This is a genomic window from Corynebacterium hylobatis (assembly GCF_003955685.1).
GTDB classification, from domain to species: domain Bacteria; phylum Actinomycetota; class Actinomycetes; order Mycobacteriales; family Mycobacteriaceae; genus Corynebacterium; species Corynebacterium hylobatis.
In genome coordinates this window covers 42,573-60,808 of record NZ_RXHJ01000006.1, presented here as the reverse complement: position 1 = coordinate 60,808, position 18,236 = coordinate 42,573, and the positions used below count along the sequence as shown (strand labels likewise).

19 protein-coding genes are annotated in these 18,236 nt (G+C 67.4%); 16 read left to right on the top strand and 3 right to left on the bottom strand.

What is annotated here, in order from left to right:
• Window positions 1–37: 37 nt before the first annotated feature.
• Together EAH68_RS06005 and EAH68_RS06000 are read left to right on the top strand one after the other, a co-directional pair.
• The gene (locus EAH68_RS06005; protein ID WP_241228316.1) at window positions 38–805 is read left to right on the top strand and encodes a TSUP family transporter; all 768 of its coding nucleotides are present in this window, start codon (window positions 38–40) and stop codon (window positions 803–805) included.
• Between the two features lie 19 nt (window positions 806–824).
• A complete protein-coding gene (locus EAH68_RS06000) occupies window positions 825–1,067 on the top strand; it encodes a hypothetical protein (RefSeq protein ID WP_126120422.1) in 243 nt (80 codons plus the stop codon).
• Here EAH68_RS06000 and EAH68_RS05995 read toward each other — a convergent pair.
• Window positions 1,064–3,391 carry an ATP-dependent RNA helicase gene (locus EAH68_RS05995; RefSeq protein ID WP_126120421.1) on the bottom strand — a complete coding sequence of 776 codons (2,328 nt, stop codon included), beginning with the start codon at window positions 3,389–3,391 and terminating at the stop codon, window positions 1,064–1,066. The two genes, EAH68_RS06000 and EAH68_RS05995, sit on opposite strands and share 4 nt — an antisense overlap.
• A gap of 213 nt (window positions 3,392–3,604) precedes the next feature.
• On the opposite strand from EAH68_RS05995, the gene EAH68_RS05990 reads away from it, so the two are divergent.
• The 9 genes from EAH68_RS05990 to EAH68_RS05950 are packed head-to-tail and all read left to right on the top strand — an operon-like array spanning window position 3,605 to window position 10,604.
• Complete coding sequence (locus tag EAH68_RS05990; protein ID WP_126120420.1) at window positions 3,605–4,741, top strand: putative endonuclease domain-containing protein; 1,137 nt, start codon at window positions 3,605–3,607, stop codon at window positions 4,739–4,741.
• Window positions 4,742–4,788: 47 nt separating this feature from the next.
• Complete coding sequence (locus EAH68_RS05985) at window positions 4,789–5,520, top strand: SDR family NAD(P)-dependent oxidoreductase (protein WP_241228315.1); 732 nt, start codon at window positions 4,789–4,791, stop codon at window positions 5,518–5,520.
• Window positions 5,517–5,849, top strand: a complete 333-nt coding sequence (locus tag EAH68_RS05980) for a heavy metal-binding domain-containing protein (protein ID WP_126120419.1) — start codon at window positions 5,517–5,519, stop codon at window positions 5,847–5,849. The genes EAH68_RS05985 and EAH68_RS05980 overlap by 4 nt, the downstream gene beginning before the upstream one ends.
• An 11-nt stretch (window positions 5,850–5,860) precedes the next feature.
• Window positions 5,861–6,154, top strand: coding sequence for an RNA-binding S4 domain-containing protein (locus EAH68_RS05975; protein WP_126120418.1), 294 nt, complete (start codon window positions 5,861–5,863; stop codon window positions 6,152–6,154).
• Window positions 6,155–6,964 (top strand): VOC family protein, encoded by an 810-nt coding sequence (locus tag EAH68_RS05970; RefSeq protein ID WP_126120417.1) that lies wholly within the window; start codon window positions 6,155–6,157, stop codon window positions 6,962–6,964.
• An 8-nt stretch (window positions 6,965–6,972) separates the two neighbouring features.
• Complete coding sequence (locus tag EAH68_RS05965) at window positions 6,973–7,257, top strand: MGMT family protein (RefSeq protein ID WP_126120416.1); 285 nt, start codon at window positions 6,973–6,975, stop codon at window positions 7,255–7,257.
• A gap of 56 nt (window positions 7,258–7,313) precedes the next feature.
• Window positions 7,314–8,504 (top strand): N-methyl-L-tryptophan oxidase, encoded by a 1,191-nt coding sequence (solA, locus tag EAH68_RS05960; RefSeq protein WP_126120415.1) that lies wholly within the window; start codon window positions 7,314–7,316, stop codon window positions 8,502–8,504.
• Window positions 8,505–8,521: 17 nt separating this feature from the next.
• Window positions 8,522–9,562: an NAD(P)-dependent alcohol dehydrogenase gene (locus EAH68_RS05955; RefSeq protein WP_126120414.1), complete on the top strand. Its 1,041-nt coding sequence runs from the start codon at window positions 8,522–8,524 to the stop codon at window positions 9,560–9,562.
• A 22-nt stretch (window positions 9,563–9,584) separates the two neighbouring features.
• Entirely contained in the window at window positions 9,585–10,604 is a 1,020-nt protein-coding gene (locus EAH68_RS05950) for a YihY/virulence factor BrkB family protein (protein WP_164546413.1), read from the top strand.
• On the opposite strand, the gene EAH68_RS05945 is transcribed toward EAH68_RS05950, so the two are convergent.
• On the bottom strand, window positions 10,589–11,518 hold the full coding sequence (locus tag EAH68_RS05945; protein WP_126120412.1) for an alpha/beta hydrolase family protein: 930 nt from the start codon (window positions 11,516–11,518) through the stop codon (window positions 10,589–10,591). The two genes, EAH68_RS05950 and EAH68_RS05945, sit on opposite strands and share 16 nt — an antisense overlap.
• Before the next feature lie 96 nt (window positions 11,519–11,614).
• Here EAH68_RS05945 and EAH68_RS05940 point away from each other — a divergent pair, with 96 nt between their 5' ends.
• Complete coding sequence (locus EAH68_RS05940; protein WP_126120411.1) at window positions 11,615–12,235, top strand: CG0192 family protein; 621 nt, start codon at window positions 11,615–11,617, stop codon at window positions 12,233–12,235.
• 163 nt (window positions 12,236–12,398) lie between these two features.
• Complete coding sequence (locus EAH68_RS05935; RefSeq protein ID WP_126120410.1) at window positions 12,399–14,225, top strand: purple acid phosphatase family protein; 1,827 nt, start codon at window positions 12,399–12,401, stop codon at window positions 14,223–14,225.
• A 67-nt stretch (window positions 14,226–14,292) separates the two neighbouring features.
• Here the strand turns inward: EAH68_RS05935 and EAH68_RS05930 are convergent, their stop codons facing one another.
• A complete protein-coding gene (locus tag EAH68_RS05930; protein ID WP_126120409.1) occupies window positions 14,293–16,233 on the bottom strand; it encodes a M13 family metallopeptidase in 1,941 nt (646 codons plus the stop codon).
• A 43-nt stretch (window positions 16,234–16,276) separates the two neighbouring features.
• Between EAH68_RS05930 and EAH68_RS05925 the strand changes: the two genes are divergently transcribed.
• From EAH68_RS05925 to EAH68_RS05915, 3 genes are read left to right on the top strand one after another with little or no spacing between them, the layout of a single operon-like run.
• Window positions 16,277–16,885 (top strand): hypothetical protein, encoded by a 609-nt coding sequence (locus tag EAH68_RS05925; protein ID WP_126120408.1) that lies wholly within the window; start codon window positions 16,277–16,279, stop codon window positions 16,883–16,885.
• Window positions 16,882–17,751 carry a PrsW family intramembrane metalloprotease gene (locus tag EAH68_RS05920; protein WP_126120407.1) on the top strand — a complete coding sequence of 290 codons (870 nt, stop codon included), beginning with the start codon at window positions 16,882–16,884 and terminating at the stop codon, window positions 17,749–17,751. Before EAH68_RS05925 ends, EAH68_RS05920 begins: the two co-directional genes overlap by 4 nt.
• Entirely contained in the window at window positions 17,748–18,230 is a 483-nt protein-coding gene (locus EAH68_RS05915) for a DUF3253 domain-containing protein (RefSeq protein WP_126120406.1), read from the top strand. The genes EAH68_RS05920 and EAH68_RS05915 overlap by 4 nt, the downstream gene beginning before the upstream one ends.
• Window positions 18,231–18,236 lie beyond the last annotated feature (6 nt).

Below are 18,236 nucleotides of genomic sequence, written 5' to 3'. Positions count from 1 at the left end.
GCATGCTGAGAGGAACCGTCAGTGTGAGGAGGTGGCCGTGGGGCCGGAACTGTGGGCAGTGCTCATCGTCGGGGCGGCCGTCGCCGGGTGGATCGATGCCGTCATCGGTGGTGGTGGGCTGGTGCTCATCCCGCTGCTCATGGCCGTGGTCCCGGGTCTGGCGCCCGCGACGGCGCTGGGGACCAACAAACTCACGGCGGTCACCGGGACGGCGTCCGCGGCGTGGACGATGATGCGGCGGGTCCGGCCGCGGTTCTCCCCGTGGTACGTCGTGCTCGGCCTGGGGTGCTCTGGTGCGGGTGCGTTGTCCGCCTCGCTCATCGACGCCACCCTCCTGCGCCCCCTCATCATCGTCCTGCTGCTGGCGGTCGGCGCCTTCGTGGCCCTGCGCCCCGGCTTCGGCACGCAGGTCCGGGGTGGGACGGCTGAGCCGGGCCGGTGGCGGCGGCTGCTGGTGCTGCTGCTCGTCGGCGTCATCGCCTTCTACGACGGCATCTTCGGACCCGGTACCGGGATGTTCCTCATCATGGCCTTCACCGCGGTGCTCTCCCAGGATTTCCTGCGTTCGGCGGCGATGGCGAAGGTGGTCAACACCTCCACCAACCTGGGTGCGCTCCTCGTCTTCGCCGTCGGTGGGCACGTGTGGTGGCAGCTGGGTGTGGTCCTGGCGGTGGCCAACATCGTCGGCGCGCAACTGGGGGCCCGGACCGTGCTGGGTGGTGGGGTGAAGCTGGTGCGGACCGCGTTGCTGGTGGTGGTGATTGTCATGAGTTCTTATCTCGCCTGGCAGCAATTTTCCAGTTGACGTCCCTATCGTCGAAGTCATGAGCACGACAATGACAATCGAACCCCTGCGCATCACCGCCCCGGAGGAGGTCGCCGGTGACAATGACGCCGCGCTCGACTTCCTCGCCGGGGAGTTCTTCCTGGCGAAGGTCTACGGCAACGATGATCTCGAGGTCACCGCCAGCACCGAGGCCCTGCCGACCCTGGCGCTGGCCGCCGGTGCCTTCGACGCGGCGGACATGCCCGCCAACTTCCGTCTGGTGGAGCTGGTGGAGGTTTAGGACCTCTTCTTGGTCCGCGCCGTCGCCGGTGCTGTCCACGGGTCCTCCGGCCACGGGTGCCTGGGGTAGCGTCCCCGCATCTCCGCGCGCACCTGGGTGTAGGGGCCGGACCAGAAGCTGGCCAGGTCATCGGTGACCGCCAGCGGTCGTCCCGCCGGGGAGAGCAGGTGGAAGAGCACCGGCATCCCCGCCAGCTGTGGCGATTCAGCCAGCCCGAAGCACTCCTGCAGCTTCACGCGCACCACCGGCCGCCCCTCGGAGTAGTCGAGGCGGTGGCGGTGGCCGCTGGGCACCCGCAGGCGTTCCGGCGCGAGCTCGTCCAGCCGCGCGGCCTCCGGCCAGGGCAGCAGGCGCTGCAGGGCCGGGTACATGTCCACCCTGCTTATCTGCGTTCCCCGCGCCAGCCCGTCCAATTCCGGCCCCAGCCAGGACATGGGATCGACGGCGTCGATATCCGGCCACGGCTCGCCGAGCTGCTGATGCAGGTAGGCCAGCCGTTCCCGCAGGTTCTGCGCGGCCTCCGAGAAACGGAACATCCCCGGACCCTCCCGGGCCACCGTGGCGGCCAGCGCTGCCGCAGCTTCTGCCACCGGCACCTGCACCGGCGTCGAACTCAGCTCGATGGCACCCAGGCGCACCACCTTCCGCCCCCGGACCCTCCCGTCCACCACCGAGGCCACGATCTCCTCCGTCACACCCACGGCCCGGCGTGCCTGCGTCTCATCCAGACGGGCCGCCGCCCGGATGGTGGCCCCGGCCCGCCCCTCGCGTGAGGTGCCACCACTGCGGGTCACCTCCGCCACCGCCAGCCATTGCGCACCCGTCAGGCCCAGATCCCCCGGCAGAACCGCCCGGGTGCCGCTGGCCAGCAGGTATTCCTCACCCACCCGGCGGGCCACCCTGCCCGGGAAAGCCAGTGCCGTGACCACCCCGGGATCAGTCTCCCCGGTGCCGCCGCGCACCAGCTTCCGCAGGCGCGCCACCTCCCGGGCCTGGGCGCGGGCTCGCGCAATGTCGCCGCGTGGCGAATCCGCCAGCACCGCCACCACCCCGGCCGCCGCCGGACCACACTCCACCAGGGCGCGCCCCAGCCGCGGGTCCACCGGCATCCCCGCCAACTGGCGACCCAGCGCGGTGGCCTGCCCCTCCCCGTCGACGGCGCCGATGCCATGCAGCACCGTCTCAGCGGAGTCGAGGGCGGGGGTGGGAGGGGTGTCGGCAAGCGGGAGCCCTGCGCCGCGCGGGGTGCCCCACACCGCCAGAGTCAGCGCCGCCTGCGTCAGGTCACTCGTCGCGATCTCCGGGGTGATGTGTGCACGGAACTGCTGGTAGTCGGCCTGTGAATAAGCACGGATGACCGTGCCCGGCCCCTCACGCCCGGCACGACCCGCCCGCTGATCCACCGTCGACTGCGCCGCCGACACCGTCACCAGACCCGTCATGTCCCGCGTCGCATCCCGGCGCGGCACCCGCGAGAGCCCCGAATCCACCACCACCCGCACCCCCGGCACAGTCAGCGAGGACTCGGCTATCGACGTCGCCACAATCACCCGCGCCCCACCCGACAACGCCGCATCCTGCTCCCGGGCATCCAGCGAACCGTGCAGCGGCACCGCCCCGGGGACCCGGTTGACGACGTACTCCACCTCCCGGACCCCGGGGACGAAGACCAGCACCGCGTCGGTGTGCCCGGTGGCCAGCTGCGCCAGATGATCGAGGAATTCGCGCGTGTTGCCCGCCCGGCCGGGGTGCGGGACGTACTCGAAGCTCAACGGATAGGTCACTGCCGGGGTGTCCAGCACCGGTGCCTCCATGAGCGCGGCGAATTTCTCCACATCCAGCGTCGCCGACATCGCCGCCACCGTCAGATCATCACGCAGCTGCACCAGTTCCAGCAGCATGCCCAGCACCAGATCCGTGTCCAGCTGCCGCTCATGCACCTCATCGACCGCCACAGCGCTGACACCGGTGAGTTCCGGATCGGACATCAACCGGCGCAGCAGCACACCCGGCGTCATGAACTCCACGAGGCTGCCCGGATGGTGTTCCCCGCGGACGGTGAAACCGATGCGCTCGCCGATGCGGGAACCATCCAGATAGGCCAGCCGACGGGCCGCCGCGCGCACCGCGACGCGACGGGGCGCGGTGACCAGCACCTTCCCCTGCACGTGGTTGGCCAGGGCCGGCGGCACCAGCGTCGTCTTGCCGGTGCCCGGAGGGGCCTGCACCACCAGGGTCCGGTTGTTGCTGAGCAGGGTGGGAAGCTGGCCGATGGTGGCGGCCACCGGCAGGCCCTGGCCGATGCGCCTCAGATCAAAACTCATGGCCCCATTGTGCCGGGGAGGGGTGTGAGGTTTTCAGGTGAGTTATTCAGGGCCCTGAAAACCTCACGTCACACCAATGGTGAGCAGGGATATTCAGGCGCCGGTGAGATATTCAGGCCAGATATTCAGGCACCTATTTCCAGCTCCGCAACCTCGGGAACCATTCGATTGTCCACAGAGTCCAAGAATGATGAGACATGGAGGGATGCGGAGATGAGTTACAGGGGAACCAGGATCGACGGGCTCATTGCGGAGGGAAACGGGCGTCTGGTGGCCGCGGACGGGATGGGGCTGTCACCGGACCGCTTCACTGTGCCCATCGCCACGGAGGAGCTGATGCGGCAGCTGGCGGGGGAGTTGGGGCTCCCGCACGGAGACCCTGAGGTCACCCGCCAGGTGGGCCAGCGCTATCTGCCGGTCTCGATGAGCCACGGAGTGCCCCGTCAGGCAGCCCGCTCCGCGGGACTGGTCGCCCGGGATGCCGCGCACCACCCACGTGGACACCACCACCAGGTCAACGCAGGGACCCGGATTGTGGCGCACCTGACGGAGTACCCCTCCTGGATTGCGGCACAGTTCAGTGCGGCGGCGCTGCTGGGGATCACCGATTTCGCCGACGGTGCCGATTCCGCGGTGCTGAACAACAACAGACTGCGGATTTCCCGGGGTGTCCGGCAGCCCACCCAACGCCAGTACCGGGGTCGGTGGACCCCGTGGACTCTCCGCCTGGGGGAGCAGGAACTGAAGGTCACCCCGCCGATGCTCACGTTGGCGCACTGTCTGCGCGCGGTCCTCGACGGGGAGCACGCTTGGGAAACCCCCGCCGACCTGGGACATCCGCCGCACACCGTCCGGGCTGTGCAGCTCATCGACCGCTACCGGAGAGAATTCGGCCTGGATGAGGAACAAGTCTTAGAGGCCCTGCACGGTCTGGTCAATCAGCGCCGACTGGAGAACCTGCTCCAACTCAGCGACCCCGGTGCGGATTCTCCGCCGGAGACCATCCTGCGTCTGGCCGCGGACCGGGCCACGAAGGACCTCGGTATCGACTGGCAGGCCCAGGTACCGGTGTACCGGAACGGGAGGGTCGGTGCTCCCGGGAGCCGCGATCCGGGACAGACCCTGTTCACGGTGATTGATCTCGCCGCCCCCTCCCGTCGACTGGCCCTCTACTACGACGGGGAACATCATCTGGAGCGTGGGCAGCGGGACCAGGATTCCCTGATCACCGCGCAGCTGGCGGCCTGGGGGTGGCGGAGCTTAAGGGTCACGGCCGGCATGCTCCGGGATGTTCGTCAGTTGAACTTTTTCATCAGTTCCCTTGTTTTTCCCCAGTCCCGTTCCGCCTGAGATAGTTTCCCCGGTGCAGCGCGCCACACCGTGCCACACTGGACGCCATGACTGACACCACCATGAACAACAAGAAGATCGCCGTCATCACCGGTGCCTCCTCCGGTATCGGCGCCGCCGCTGCTGATGCCCTGGCCGGGGATGGTTTCCACGTCGTCGTTGCCGCGCGCCGACTCGACCGGGTGGAGGAGGTGGCCCGGCGGAACAACGGCACGGCCGTCCAGCTGGATGTGACCGATGATGAATCGGTGGCGGCCTTCGCGGAGGAGGTGGCCAAGCTGGGCCGGGTGGACGTGCTGGTCAACAACGCCGGCGGTGCCCACGGCCTGGACACGCTGCGGGAGGCCGATCTGGAGGACTGGCAGACGATGTACGACGTCAACGTCCTCGGCGTGGTGCGGGTGACCCGCGCGCTGCTCCCGCTCATCGACGTTGCCGAGGGCCTGATCATCAACATCGGTTCCATGGCCTCCTTCACGGCCTACCCGAAGGGCGCCGGCTACAACGCCGCCAAATTCGGCCTGCGTGCTCTGACCCGTGCCTTCCGTCTGGAGGAGGTCGGCAACCCGATACGCATCACCCAGATCGATCCGGGCCGGGCAGAGACCGAGTTCTCCCTGGTGCGTTTCAAGGGTGACGCGGATGAGGCCGGCAAGGTCTACGCCGACAAGCTCAATCTCACGGCAGCGGATGTGGCGGAGGCAGTCCGGTGGGTGGCGTCCCTGCCGGCGCACGTGAACATCGACACCCTCAACATCATGCCGCGGGACCAGGCATGATCATCACCACGACCCCCACCGTCGAGGGGCACCGCATCACGGGTTACCTCGGCATCGTCGCGGGGGAGACCATTGTCGGCATCAACGTCATCAAGGATTTCGCGGCCGGCATCCGCAACATCGTCGGTGGGCGTTCGTCCTCCTATGAGCGCGAGACTTTCCAGGCCCGTGAGTCCGCGATCGCGGAGCTGGTCGCCCGCGCGCAGGCGATGGGGGCCGACGCGATTGTCGGCGTGGACATCGACTACGAGTCCCTGGGCAGCGACAACGGCATGATGATGGTCTCGGCGACCGGTACCGCCGTCCGGCTGGGGCCGGCTGCGGGCTAGACTGGGCGACCATGCACGCCCATGATGTTGCGATCCGTGATGAGTCGATCAAGCTCGGCCAGTTCATCAAGCTTGCCGGCCTGGTGGCCACCGGTGGTGAGGCCAAGGAGCTCATCGCCGAAGGCGAGGTGACCGTCAACGGTGAGGTGGATACCCGCCGGGGGCGGACGCTGCACCACGGGGATCTCGTGTGCATCGGGGAGGCGTGTGCCCGTGTGACGTCGGCGGCCGAGGACGAGGACGATTACTTCGACGAGGCCACCGCCGATGATGATTTTGATCCTGAGAAGTGGAGAAACCTCTAGATGCCAGCTTTCGAGGCCGTCGGCGGCATGCCGTACTGGATCGACCTGACCACCTCTGACGTGCGGAAGTCCGCGCATTTTTATTCTGAGCTCCTCGGCTGGGAGATCGAGGGTGACGGCTACCGCCTGGCGCGCGTCCAGGGTCTGCCCGTCGCGGGTTTCATTCCGCAGCCGGAGGGTGGGGGTGCGTTCCCGGACACATGGGTGACCTATTTCCTCGCTGATGACATTGATGGCCAGGTCGCGCAGGTCAAGCGTCTGGGTGGCCGGGTGCTCAGTGAGCCGACGGAGGTCAGCCTGGGCCGGATGGCCGTGCTTGTCGACGCCGCCGGCGCCATGTTCGGACTCATCGAGCCCGCCGGGGAGGATGCCTTCGTCGCCGCCGGCGAGCCGGGCACCCCGGTGTGGCATGAGCTGACCGCCACGGCCGGTTTCAGGGAGGCGGTGGATTTCTACCATGGTCTGCTCGACTGGGAGCTGATCGCGATGGAGGCCGGTGAGGACTTCACCTACACCACCGCCGTGGCGGAGGGTGCCCCCTTCGCGGGTATCTGGAAGGCAGAAGGTGTCTTCCCGCCGCAGGTCCCCAGCTTCTGGCAGTCCTACCTGGGGGTGGCGGATATCGACGCCGCCGTGGCCCGCATCCCGGACCTCGGCGGCGAGATCATCACCCGGCCCTGGGACTCGGAGTTCGGCCGCCTGTGCCGGATCGCGGATTCCACCGGTGCGGTGGTCGTGCTCTGTGAGGTCGATGAACCGGTCGAGGAGGAGCTCCACGAGACGGATCTGCTGGGGGGCCTTGAGCTCTGAGCGGGGTCATGGAGCTCGACGAACTGAGCTCACGCATCCTCGATCTGGTTGACCGGGTGCCCGCCGGCAGGGTGGTCAGCTACGGTGACGTCGCCGCCCGGGCTGGCACCGGTCCCCGGCAGGTGGGCCGGATCCTGGCCCGCGTCGGTCACCTGACCTGCTGGTGGCGGGTGGTCCGCGCCGACGGCACCTCCGCCGTTGCCGCGCAGGCGTCCCGGTTCTGGGATGCGGAGGGCATCCCGCACCGCGACGGCCGGGTGGTCCTGGGGGCCTGTCGCTGGGAGTTCTCCTGAACCCTGGATGACTCCGGGCAGCGCTGCTACGCTCGCGGTGGAATCGAGGTAATCTCATGCCCCCACTTCGCGTAGCAGTCATTGGTCTGGGAACCACCGGGTCCATGGCCCTGTGGCAGCTCAGCCGGTCCCCGGGCGTCGAGGTCATCGGTCTGGAGCAGTTCGGACTCGGCCACGGCTACGGGGCATTCACCGGTGAGACCAGGTTGTTCCGCACCGCCTATCACGAGGGTGCGAAGTACGTCCCCCTTCTCCAACGCGCCCGGGAGCTGTGGCGTCAGCTCGGTCAGGCCGTGGGCCGTGAACTGTTCCACCCTTATGGGGTGCTCACCGTCGGCCGTGAGGATTCGGCCCCCTTCCAGCGGCTGTTGGCATCGGTGACCACGCACGATCTTCCCCATCAACGGCTGGATGTCGAGCAGCTCCGCCACCGTTACCCGGGTCTGGATTTCCGGGAGGATGAGGCCGGGGTCTTCGACGAACTCGGTGGCGCGCTGCGCCCGGAGCTGGCGGTGCTCAGCGCCGTTGAACAGGCTCAGAAGAACGGCGCGGCGGTCCACGACCACGAACCCGTCCTGGATATCTCCGATACGGGGGAGGGGGTGATCGTGACCACCGCCAGACGGGAGATCACCGTCGACCGGGTGATCGTCACCGCCGGCAGCTGGGTGACGGGACTGTTCCCGCAGATCGCCGACCTGGTTGAGGTGCGGAAGATGGTGCTCACCTGGTTTCTGCCCCGGATCTCCTCGGACTTCGAACCGGCCCACCTGCCCTGCTTCATCCGCGATCGCGACGGCTTCCACATTTTCGGGGCCCCCTGCGTGGACGGTTACAGCGTCAAGATCGCGGCCATGGACCGGTGGGGGACCCCCGATACCGAGAGGGTGGAACAGGCCGACCTCCACCTCGATCCTGACGAGGTCTCCGACTTCGGTTCGCAGGTGTCCAGGCTCTTCCCCGGCGTGCAGCCGGAGCCGAACCGCTTCTCCGTCCACTTCGACACCTTCACCGCCAGCCGCGACCCGATCATCGACAGGGTGGGCAACGTCGTGGTGGTCTCCGGACTGTCGGGCCACGGCTTCAAGCTCGCCCCCGTGATCGGCGAGCTGGCCCGCGATCTGGCGGTCACCGGCCGGGCGGAGGGACGGCATCCGGACTTCACCCTCGCAGTGCACCGGCCGATCCGGGAGGGAACAGGCCCGGGTCCGGCCTGGCCGCAGAAGATCGTGCGGGACCGCGCCTGAACACTTACCCTGGCTGCATGACTGATCTGACCGTCCGCGCCTGGGGCACCCCGGGTTTTTCGCAGCCGCTGGAGCCGGTGACCATCACGCGCCGTCCCCTGCGGGAGGATGACGTCCTCATCCGAATCGAGTTCGCCGGCATCTGCCATTCCGACATCCACACGATGCGGGGTGACTGGGGCGAACGCGAGTACCCGCTGGTGCCCGGCCATGAGATCGTCGGCATCGTCGAGCAGGTCGGCGACAAGGTGCTCAATTACCGTCCAGGTGACCGGGTCGGGGTGGGCTGTTTCGTCAACTCCTGCGGGCAGTGCCACCCGTGTGAGCTGGGGGAGGTCTCCTACTGTGAGCAGGGCCCGGTGCTCACCTACGGCGCCTACGATGGTGGCGAGTTGACCCAGGGCGGGTATTCGCAGGCCATCGTGGTGCGTGAGTCCTTCGTCGTGGCGGTCCCGCCGGGCCTGGATCCGGCGGCGGCTGCCCCGCTGCTGTGCGCGGGCATCACCACCTACTCGCCGCTGCGGCACTGGGGCGCGGGCCCGGGTAAGCGTGTCGCGATCATCGGCATGGGTGGTCTCGGGCACGTCGGTGTGAAGATCGCCGCGGCCATGGGCGCGGAGGTCACCGTCCTCTCCCATTCCACCGCCAAGCGTGACGATGCCCTGCGTTTCGGTGCCGCCCGCCACGTCTCCACCGCGGTTGGTCTGCCGGAGGACCTGCACAACTACTTCGACCTGATCCTCAACACCGTCTCCGTCGATCTGGACACCTCGGCCTACCTGGGCCTGCTGCGTTTCGACGGTGCGCTGGTCCAGCTCGGCCTGCCCGGCCTGCCGCTGCAGACCCCGACCCGTATGCTCACGACGCGGCGCCGTTCGCTGTCTGGTTCGCTGGTTGGCGGGATCCGCGAAACCCAGGAGATGCTCGACTTCTGCGCGGAACATGGTGTGACCGCCGAGATCGAGCTCATCGACGCGGAGCAGATCAACCAGGCCTATGACCGCACGGTCGCCTCGGACGTCCGCTACCGCTTCGTCATCGACGCGGCCACCTTCTAGGGACGCAGTGGAGGAGCCGAGGTTGCTGCGTCTGGATGCCCGTGGAGCCCGCTACGTACTCAGACGTGTGGTCCGGGAATTCTTCCTCCTGGGTGTCATCGACATGGCCGCCAAGCTCACCTTCTTCACTCTGCTCGCGGTGGCGCCGACGATCCTGGCCATCTACTCCATCGCCACCATCGTCCTGGCGAATAACGCGGCGCTGGTTTCCGAGCTGACCGCAGACTTCATCACCACCTACATCCCGGAGGAGTACCGGGCGGCGGTCACGGATCTGGTCAATACGGTCATCGGTTCCTCCACCGGCGGCATCGTCGGCCTCATCGTGGGCACGGTCGTGGCCCTGTGGTCGGCCTCGGCCTATGTGCGCGCCTTCTCCCGCTGCGCCAACACCGTCTACGAGCAGACGGAGGGACGGCCGATGATCGCCAAGCTGGCGACGATGCTGGGCACCACCCTGTTCATGGTGGTCGGCATGGTGCTCATCCTCGCCTCAGTGATGCTCAACGAGACGGTGGTCAACGCCACCCTGGGGCTCATCGCCGAACCCCTGGGCCTGTCCCGGGTCCTCGACTACCTGCTGGGGGTGTTCCTGCCGGTGTGGCGGTGGCTGAAGTGGCCGATCATCTTCGCCCTGTCCGCCCTGCTGCTGGCCGTGCTGTACTACGTCACCCCCAACGTCCGGCAGGCCCGCTTCCGGTGGCTCAGCATCGGAGCCTGCAGCGCACTCATCGGGATTGCGCTGGTCAGCGTGGGCTTCTGGATCTACCTGAATTATTTCCCCGCCCTGGGCTCCTACGGGGCGATCGGTAGTGTGCTGGCCCTCATGTTCGCGCTGTGGGGTGCGAATATCTTCCTCATCCTCGGTGTGAAGATCGATGCGGAGATCGAACGCGTCCACCAGCTGAAGGCCGGGGTGCGGGCGGAACGGCAGCTCCAGCTGCCGCCGCGTTCCATCCGCCGTACCCGCCAGCGGGAGGCCGCGCGGGAGAAGATGGCCGAACGCGGTCGAGACCTGCGCCTGGACTACCTCGAGGACTGAGCGCGCAGGAAGTCCGCGACGTCTGCGACCCGTTGGCGGGCCACCTCCGGTGTGGAGATGCGGTGGCGGGAGACGTACTCCCGGACAGTGAGGTCGGCGACCTGCTCCAGGCCGGTGGGGCGCTGCGCGATCTCGTCCTGCAGCGCCACCTGCAGCAGCGTGCGCGGCCAGGTGGCGGGCTCGGGCACCGCCTGCTCCGCCAGGACCTCCGCGGGCAGACCTGCGACGCTGCCGAGGTCGGGGAAGGTGAGCACGAGGGCGTCGAAAAGCGGGGCGTTCATGGCGGCCAGCGCCGCCCCGGAGGAATAGCCCCAACCCGTCAGCGAGGTCGCGTTGTGGTGCTGCGCGACACCCGCGGCCGTGCGCACCATGGCGTTCATCTCCGCGACCGTGCTCTGCGGGGCCAACGGATAATCCAGGTCCAGGATGATCGTGCCGGAGCGCTGCGCGGCTGCGGCCACCTCGGGACGCCACGCGATCTCCAGGGCGTTGCCCGAACCCCGCCACCAACCACCCGAGTGGAGACTGAGGGCCCACGCGCCGGTGGGCTGGCTCGGGGTGAACAGGCGGCCGCCGACCTCCGGGACCTCCTCCACCTCGACGCCCTCGGCCCACACCACACCCGGCATGGAGTGGTCGAGACCCGAACCGAGCATGAGCATCGCCGTGTGGGTGATCCGGTCCGGCAGACGCGCGATGTAGTTGTCCGCCGGGTCCGGATCCCCCACCCCGCCCTTCCACGGCGGGGTGAAGTCGGGCAGCTCGTAGTGGACGTCGATGTAGGAGGCCAGCTGGGCGAGCTGCTCCTCCGCGGAGAGCTGCCTGTCGACGCCGCCTACCTGGAACTCTGCACGGAACTGCTCCTCCTGCAGCTCCTCGGGAGTTCTGGCATTGTGTGCGGGGGTGTCAGTCATGGCGACCAGCCTAGTTGCCGCGGACGGCCCACGTTCACGGTTCAATGCGGCTACGCTGGGAATCACGACAGAAGACATCCAGGCAGGAGCATGACCATGAGCGGTGTAGCACACATTTATGACGCAGAACTCAGCCCTTCCAAGGAAGATATCGCAGCCCGTCACGCAGGTATTGTCACCCTCCTCGGTTCCTGCCGTCTGGTCGACCCCGATGACGTCGTCGGGATCGAGGTCCTCGTCGGTGCGGACATCGACGGCCGCACTGTGCAGCTCCCCGTGACCTATCGTCCCTCCGAGATCAACCCGGAGCACACCCTCACCGAGATGGACCACAGCGTCCTCGGCCACCGCTGGGTATCCAACGCACTGGGGGATCCGGTGGCCGTGGCCCAGTTCATCCGCACCATCCTCGAGGGCGATGACGGGGCGACCCGTTCCGACGGGGTGCCCGCCGTGCTGGATCTGCGGGGTTCCGGCGAGGAAGGCAAGGTCGACGTCGGCGACGTGGAGTTCTATGAGGTCACCCGCCAGCGTGCCGTGGGCACCGTCAACCTCGACGGCCGGGTGCGTTCCTTCCAGCTGCGCATGCCGCACCTGCTGCGCCGCATGAACACCGGCGGTACCAGCGCCGACACCGCGCGCCTGCACCTGATCGGCTGGCTGCCGGCCCTGCCGGAGAAACGCGTCGTGGTTGCCGAACTCAGCATCCGCGACTGAACCGAGCCCACGTCCGTCCCCTGAGGGGATCCGCTGTTTTCTTTTCCGGAAACCGCCTGCTCACCCAGAGTTCATCTCGTTTATAGGTTGATCTAACTATTTGGTCACTTCATAATCGTAGATTCTATGGGTCTGTAGAAACTGAGGGAAAAGGAAAACTCTCGTGGCACACTGGTCCAACACACTCAAAAAATTCACGGCGGTGTCGGTCTCCGCGCTCGTCCTGGTCGGCTGCACAGGAACTGACGGGGGACAGGAGACCTCGCCTGCCGCCCAGACGGCCACCGCAGATGTCGATCCGGTGTACGGCGAGACAAACGGCCTCGACCTGATCGAGCTGCAGGATGCCAAGCCGGATGTGGCTCCCGTCCCGGCCAGCAACGAGCCCAACCGCATCGCGATGAACCTGCCGGAGGACCCCGCCACCGCGATGTCCTTCAACTGGTACACCACCGACAACCTCACCGACTCCGTTGTCCGCGTCTCCACCAGCGAGGACATGGCGGACGCCGTGGAGTTCCCTGCCGACGTGTCGGAGGTCGTCTCCGAGTACGCCGAACGCGACGCCGAGGGCTACTACATCTACGCATCGGTCACCACCGATGATGAGGGCGACTTCCTCGTCGATGAGAACGGTGCACCGGAGGAGGTCCTCGGCTATTTCACCGATGAGCAGATCACCCGGGAGAACACCGAGTGGACCGCGGACGGCGACGGTCTCGGCTACCTGGCGCTGCAGGAGGTCGCCGAGCACTCCCACAAGGCCACCGCCAGCGGCCTGGAGCCGGACACGCAGTACTACTTCCAGCTGGGATCCGAATCGGAGGGTTTCTCCGAGACCGGTTCCTTCCGGACCGCCACCGAGGGCGTGTCGCCGACCCAGTTCATCCACTACACCGACACCCAGAACGCCTACTGGAACGCCAACGTCAACAATGAGGCGGCCTACGGCGCCAACACCCTGGAACTGGCCAGGGAGACCGCACCGGATGCGGAATTCGCCGTCCACACCGGTGACTTCGTGGAGATCGCCCAGGTCGAGGACGAGTGGGTGGACAACCTCGATATGTCGCGTGAGTCGAAGATGAACCTGCCCCACGCCTACACCCCCGGCAACCACGACGAGTACAACCTGAACTACATCCGTGAGTCCGATGCCGTGGATGAGAGCGCATTCAACGAGCACACCAACGTGCCCGTGACCAACGGTGCCGTCAACGGTGGTTCCTACTACTCCTTCGACCACTCCGGTGCCCATTTCGTCGTCCTCAACACCAACGACAACAAGGAATCCGCGGACAACCCGGAGCAGGGTGCCATCGGCGCCGAGCAGATGGAGTGGGCGAGGGCCGACATCCAGCAGGCGCGCGATAACGGCGCCAACTGGATCGTGCTGATGTACCACAAGCCGGTCTACTCCGCCTCCTACCACGCACTCCAGGACACCGACGTCCAGGTCACCCGCGAGGAGTTCGTCCAGATCGCGGACGAACTCGGCGTAGACCTCGTCCTGCAGGGCCACGACCACAACCTGACCCGTACCAAGTCCCTGCTCTACACCCCCGACAACTTCGCCTACGGCGAGGTCGAGGAGACCCGGAAGACCGAGATCGACGGCGTCGAGTACCACGTCAACCCGGAGGGCGTCACCTACGTCATCCCGAACACCTCCGGGACCAAGACCTACGACGCGATCTACCAGAAGGGTGCCGAGCACGTCGCCAAGGTCCGCCCCCGTCTGGACTGGATGACCGAGGAGGACACCGAGCTCTGGAACGGCCTCTTCGACATCGCGGAGCAGCCGGAGGACTCCCCGAAGTTCGAGCACAGGCACGACAACTACCGCCAGTCGGAGACCCAGACCTTCGCCATCTACACCTTCGACGAGGACACCTTCAAGATCGAGTTCTACGTCGTGGAGGGCGATCTGCACAACGGCGGTGAGCGTACCGTCACGCTGCGCGATTCCTACGGCATCGCCAAGCAGTGAACCTTGAGTGAACGCTGAGGGCACCGGGTAGAGACCCGGTGCCCTCCGTGTTTTCAGGGCCAGAAACCTACCAGATGGTGACGCGCTCTTCCGGGGCGATCCACATGGGGGAGTCCGCGGTGATCTCCGGGAAGGCCTCATAGAACTCGTCGATGTTCGCGGCGATGACGTTGCAGCGGAACTCGGCGGGGGAGTGGGGGTCAATCGCCAGGTACTGCTGCGACTGCTGCGGGCGGATGGCGGTGCGCCAGACCCGCGCCCAGGACAGGAACAGCCGCTGCAGGCCGTTGAACTCGCGGCCGGCGAGACCCGGATCAGCGTCCTCGACCTCGAAGGGCAGGACCGGGGAGGTCTCGTAGGTCAGTCCACGTTCCTCGAGGTAACGGCGGTAGGCCACCACGGCGATACCCAGTCCGCCGAGGTCACCGATGTTCTCGCCGAGGGTGAACTCACCGTTGACGCCCTCGGACTCAATGCCCGCCTCGCGCAGCACGGTGGGGACCAGGCCGTTGAACTGGGCGACGAGTTTATCGGTCAGCTTGGTGAAGGCCGCCCGGTCCGCCTCGGTCCACCAGGAACGCAGGTTGCCGTGGCCGTCATACTGCGAGCCCTGGTCGTCGAAGCCGTGGCCGATCTCGTGGCCGATGACCGCGCCGATGGCGCCGAAATTCTCCGCGGCGTCCATGTCGGGGGAGTAGAAGGGCCGGCGCAGGATGGCGGCGGGGAAGGTGATGTCGTTGACCACCGGGTTGTAGAAGGCGTTGACGGTCTGCGGGGTGGTGAACCACTCCTCCCGGTCCGCCGGTTTGCCGATCTTGTTCAGCTCGTAGTCCTGCAGGAAGGAGGAGGCGGCGCGCATATTCTCCAGCAGGGAGCCGCCGTCCGACCCGAAGGACAGGCCCTCGTAGGAGCGCCACACATCGGGGTAGCCGATCTTCGCCTTGAACTGGTCCAGCTTCTCCAGGGCACGTCCCTGGGTCTCCCCGGTCATCCACGGCAGCTGGTTGATGCGCTCCCGGTAGGCCTCCACGAGGTAGTCGACGAGCTCGAGCATCTCCTCCTTGGAGCTCGGTGGGAAGTGCTGGTCAACGAAGACCTTGCCGATCTCCTGGCCCACCAGGGATTCGACGATGCCGACGCCACGCTTCCAGCGGTCGCGCTGCTGCGTCGCACCGGACAGCCGTGTGCCGTAGAACTCGAAGTTCTTCGCCCCGACCTCCTCGGGCAGCACCCTGGCGCGGGAGCGCAGGATGTGCCAGGTGGCCCAGAGCTGCCAGTCGGCCAGCCGGTCGTCGGTGAGCAGTCCGGCGAGGTGGTCGACGTAGGAGGGCATCATCGACACGAGGCGCTGCTCGGGCAGGCCGGTGCCGATGAGCAGGGTCCGGATGGCCCGGGGCAGTGCCTGGAACTCGGTCGGGTTGTAGGTCTTCACAGCGTCGCGGGTGGCCACCACATCCCAGTGGCCGGCGGCGATCTCCGTCTCCAGGGCCACGATCCGCTCGGTCGCGATCTCCGGGGTCAGCCCGAAGAGGCGGGCGGGGTCGAGGAACTGCAGCATCTCGGTGACGTGCCGCCGGTAAGCGGCGAGCGTCTCGGCGTGCTGCGGTTCGCGGTAATAGGCCTCGTCGGGGAGGCCGAGGCCGGACTGGATCAGGTAGGCCAGCGCGTCCTCCGAGTTGGAGTCCTTCTCCACCCAGAAAGTGAGCGGGGAAGCGACACCGATACGCTCGAGTTCACCGAGGCGACCGGCGAATTCCTTCGCATCGGCGACGCTGAGCAGGTCCAGGTCCGCGTCGAGGGGACGCATGCCGGCGGCGTTGACGCCCTCGACGTCCATGAAGGAGTTGAAGAGGGTGCCGGCGCGGCCGGTGTCGGTCTCGACGATCTCGCGGACGTCGATCTCGGCCTGATCGCGGAGCTTGTGGAAGGTGCCGTCGACGCCGCGGTCGTCCGGAATCACGTGGGTGGCGAGCCAGGGGCCGTTGACATAGGCGTAGAGGTCATTCATACCGTCAACTCTAGGTGAGCCGGACCCCGTTAGTCTGTGAGTCATGAGTTCCTATCGTCTCCAGCCGGCCGCGGACCACAGGTGGTGGTGGTCGCTGTTCGGGATCACCACCGTCATACTGCTGCTGCCCACCGTGCTGCTTCCGGTCACGCCGACGCGGTCCGTCGTCTCGGATGTCCGCCTCGGAATGGTCGGCTACAGCTGGTCGATCCCGCTGGATCTGACGTGCCGGCCCGACGCCGGTGCCATGGCGGGTGGCTGGACCTGCGGGTCCGTCTCCGTGCAGACGATGATTGCGGAGGGGGGAACTGAACCCGATCGCACCCTGCGGCGCATGATGCGCGCCCTCATCGTCCCCCCGCCGGAAGGCGCGGAGATCCTCCGGGAGGGGCAGGCCCGCATGCTTATCGACGAGCGCGCCAACACCGTCGGCATGTCCCTGGAAGGCAGCGGGGAGAATGAGGGCCTGGCCATGGTGGCCGTGCTCACCGGCCCCGGCGACCAGATCGTCCCCATCGCCGACATGGTGTGGGAGGGTTTCACGGGGCAGGGCCTGCCCGAGATAGTCAAGGAGGCCATCGCCACGCCCCTCCTCCAGGACCACCGGGAACTGATCCTCCCCCGCGAGCTGGTGCAGGTGAGCGCCTCATGAGCCGCAGATTCCGTATCTCCCTGCTCCTCCTGAGCATCCTGGGCACCCCCGTCTTCCTCTACTTCTCCGGCGTGAACTTCCTCGTCTCCCCGGTCGGCGCCACCCTGAGCACGCTGTTCTCGGTGCTCTACGTGACCCTCGTGCTGTGGCTGCTCAGCCGCTCCCCGATGTGGCCGGACCGCGCCGGGGCGGGCTGGCTGTGGGTGGCCGCCAGCCTGCTGTGGGGCGGCGGGGTGAGTTTCCTGCTGGTCACACTCGGCGGTCTGCCCATCCTGGAGATCGCCGACCGGCTCGGTCTGCAGCTGATCGTCGCCTCCCTCGGCGGGGCCTATCCGGAGGAGATAGCCAAGGTCCTCGGCATCGGCGTCATCCTCTTCAGTTTCCGGGCCCTCAACCGGCCCTGGCACGGTCTGATGACGGGGGCGGTGGTCGGCCTGGGTTTCGAGGTCACCGAGAACGCCATGTACGGGGCTTTCGGCTCGCTGCTGGACCCCAACACGGATCTGGCCGGCGCCCTGGCGGTCTGGGCCGCGCGTATCTTCCTCGGCCCCGGTCTGCACATCATCTTCTCCGCCCTGGCCGGCTGGGGTCTCGGCCTGGCCCTGTTCACCGCCGACCGGTCCCGCGCCTGGCGCCTGTGCACCGCCGGAGTCTGGCTGCTGGTGGCCTTCGGCCTGCACTTCGCCTGGAACCTGCTGCCCGCCGAGTACTGGATGAGGGTGGTCAACTACATCGCCGTCGCCCTGGTGGTGTACCCGCTGTTCGTCTGGGTGTGGATCACCGCCAACAGGGAAGCCAGGGACGACAACTCCTACGGGTACACCCCGGTGCCGATCACCTCGGTGGGGCAGCTGGAGCAGGCATGAGCAGTGGGAATGTGGAACACACCCCGGACGGCCGCTACATTGTGGTCAAGGGGCGGCGGTGGCGGGCCGCGGACCCGTCGATCCCGGAGCCGCTGCGCGCTGAACTCGTCGCCGCGCTCATGACGGGACGGCGGATGGTCCGCACCCACGGGGACGCCGCCCGGGTGATGGTCCATGACGCGAAGGTGTCGCTCGGGGAGCGTGGTGACCCCTGGTGGGAGCCCACCGCGGAGGGGCGGCGGCAGCGTATCGCGGCGACCGTGAGGACGCTCGCCCGTGCCCGGGGGGAGGGTGCTTTCGTAACGGATGATGTCGCCCGGGTGGTCGGTGGGGAAGGCTGGCGCGAACACCTGGGCGCGGTGGATGAGGTGGTTGCGCAGCTGCGCGACGAGGGGGTGGTCCACACGGAAACCGCCGATACTCCGGTCCGGATCGCGGCGGCGGAGGGGCTGGAATTCCAGCCGAACCTGCCGGACTGAATGTGC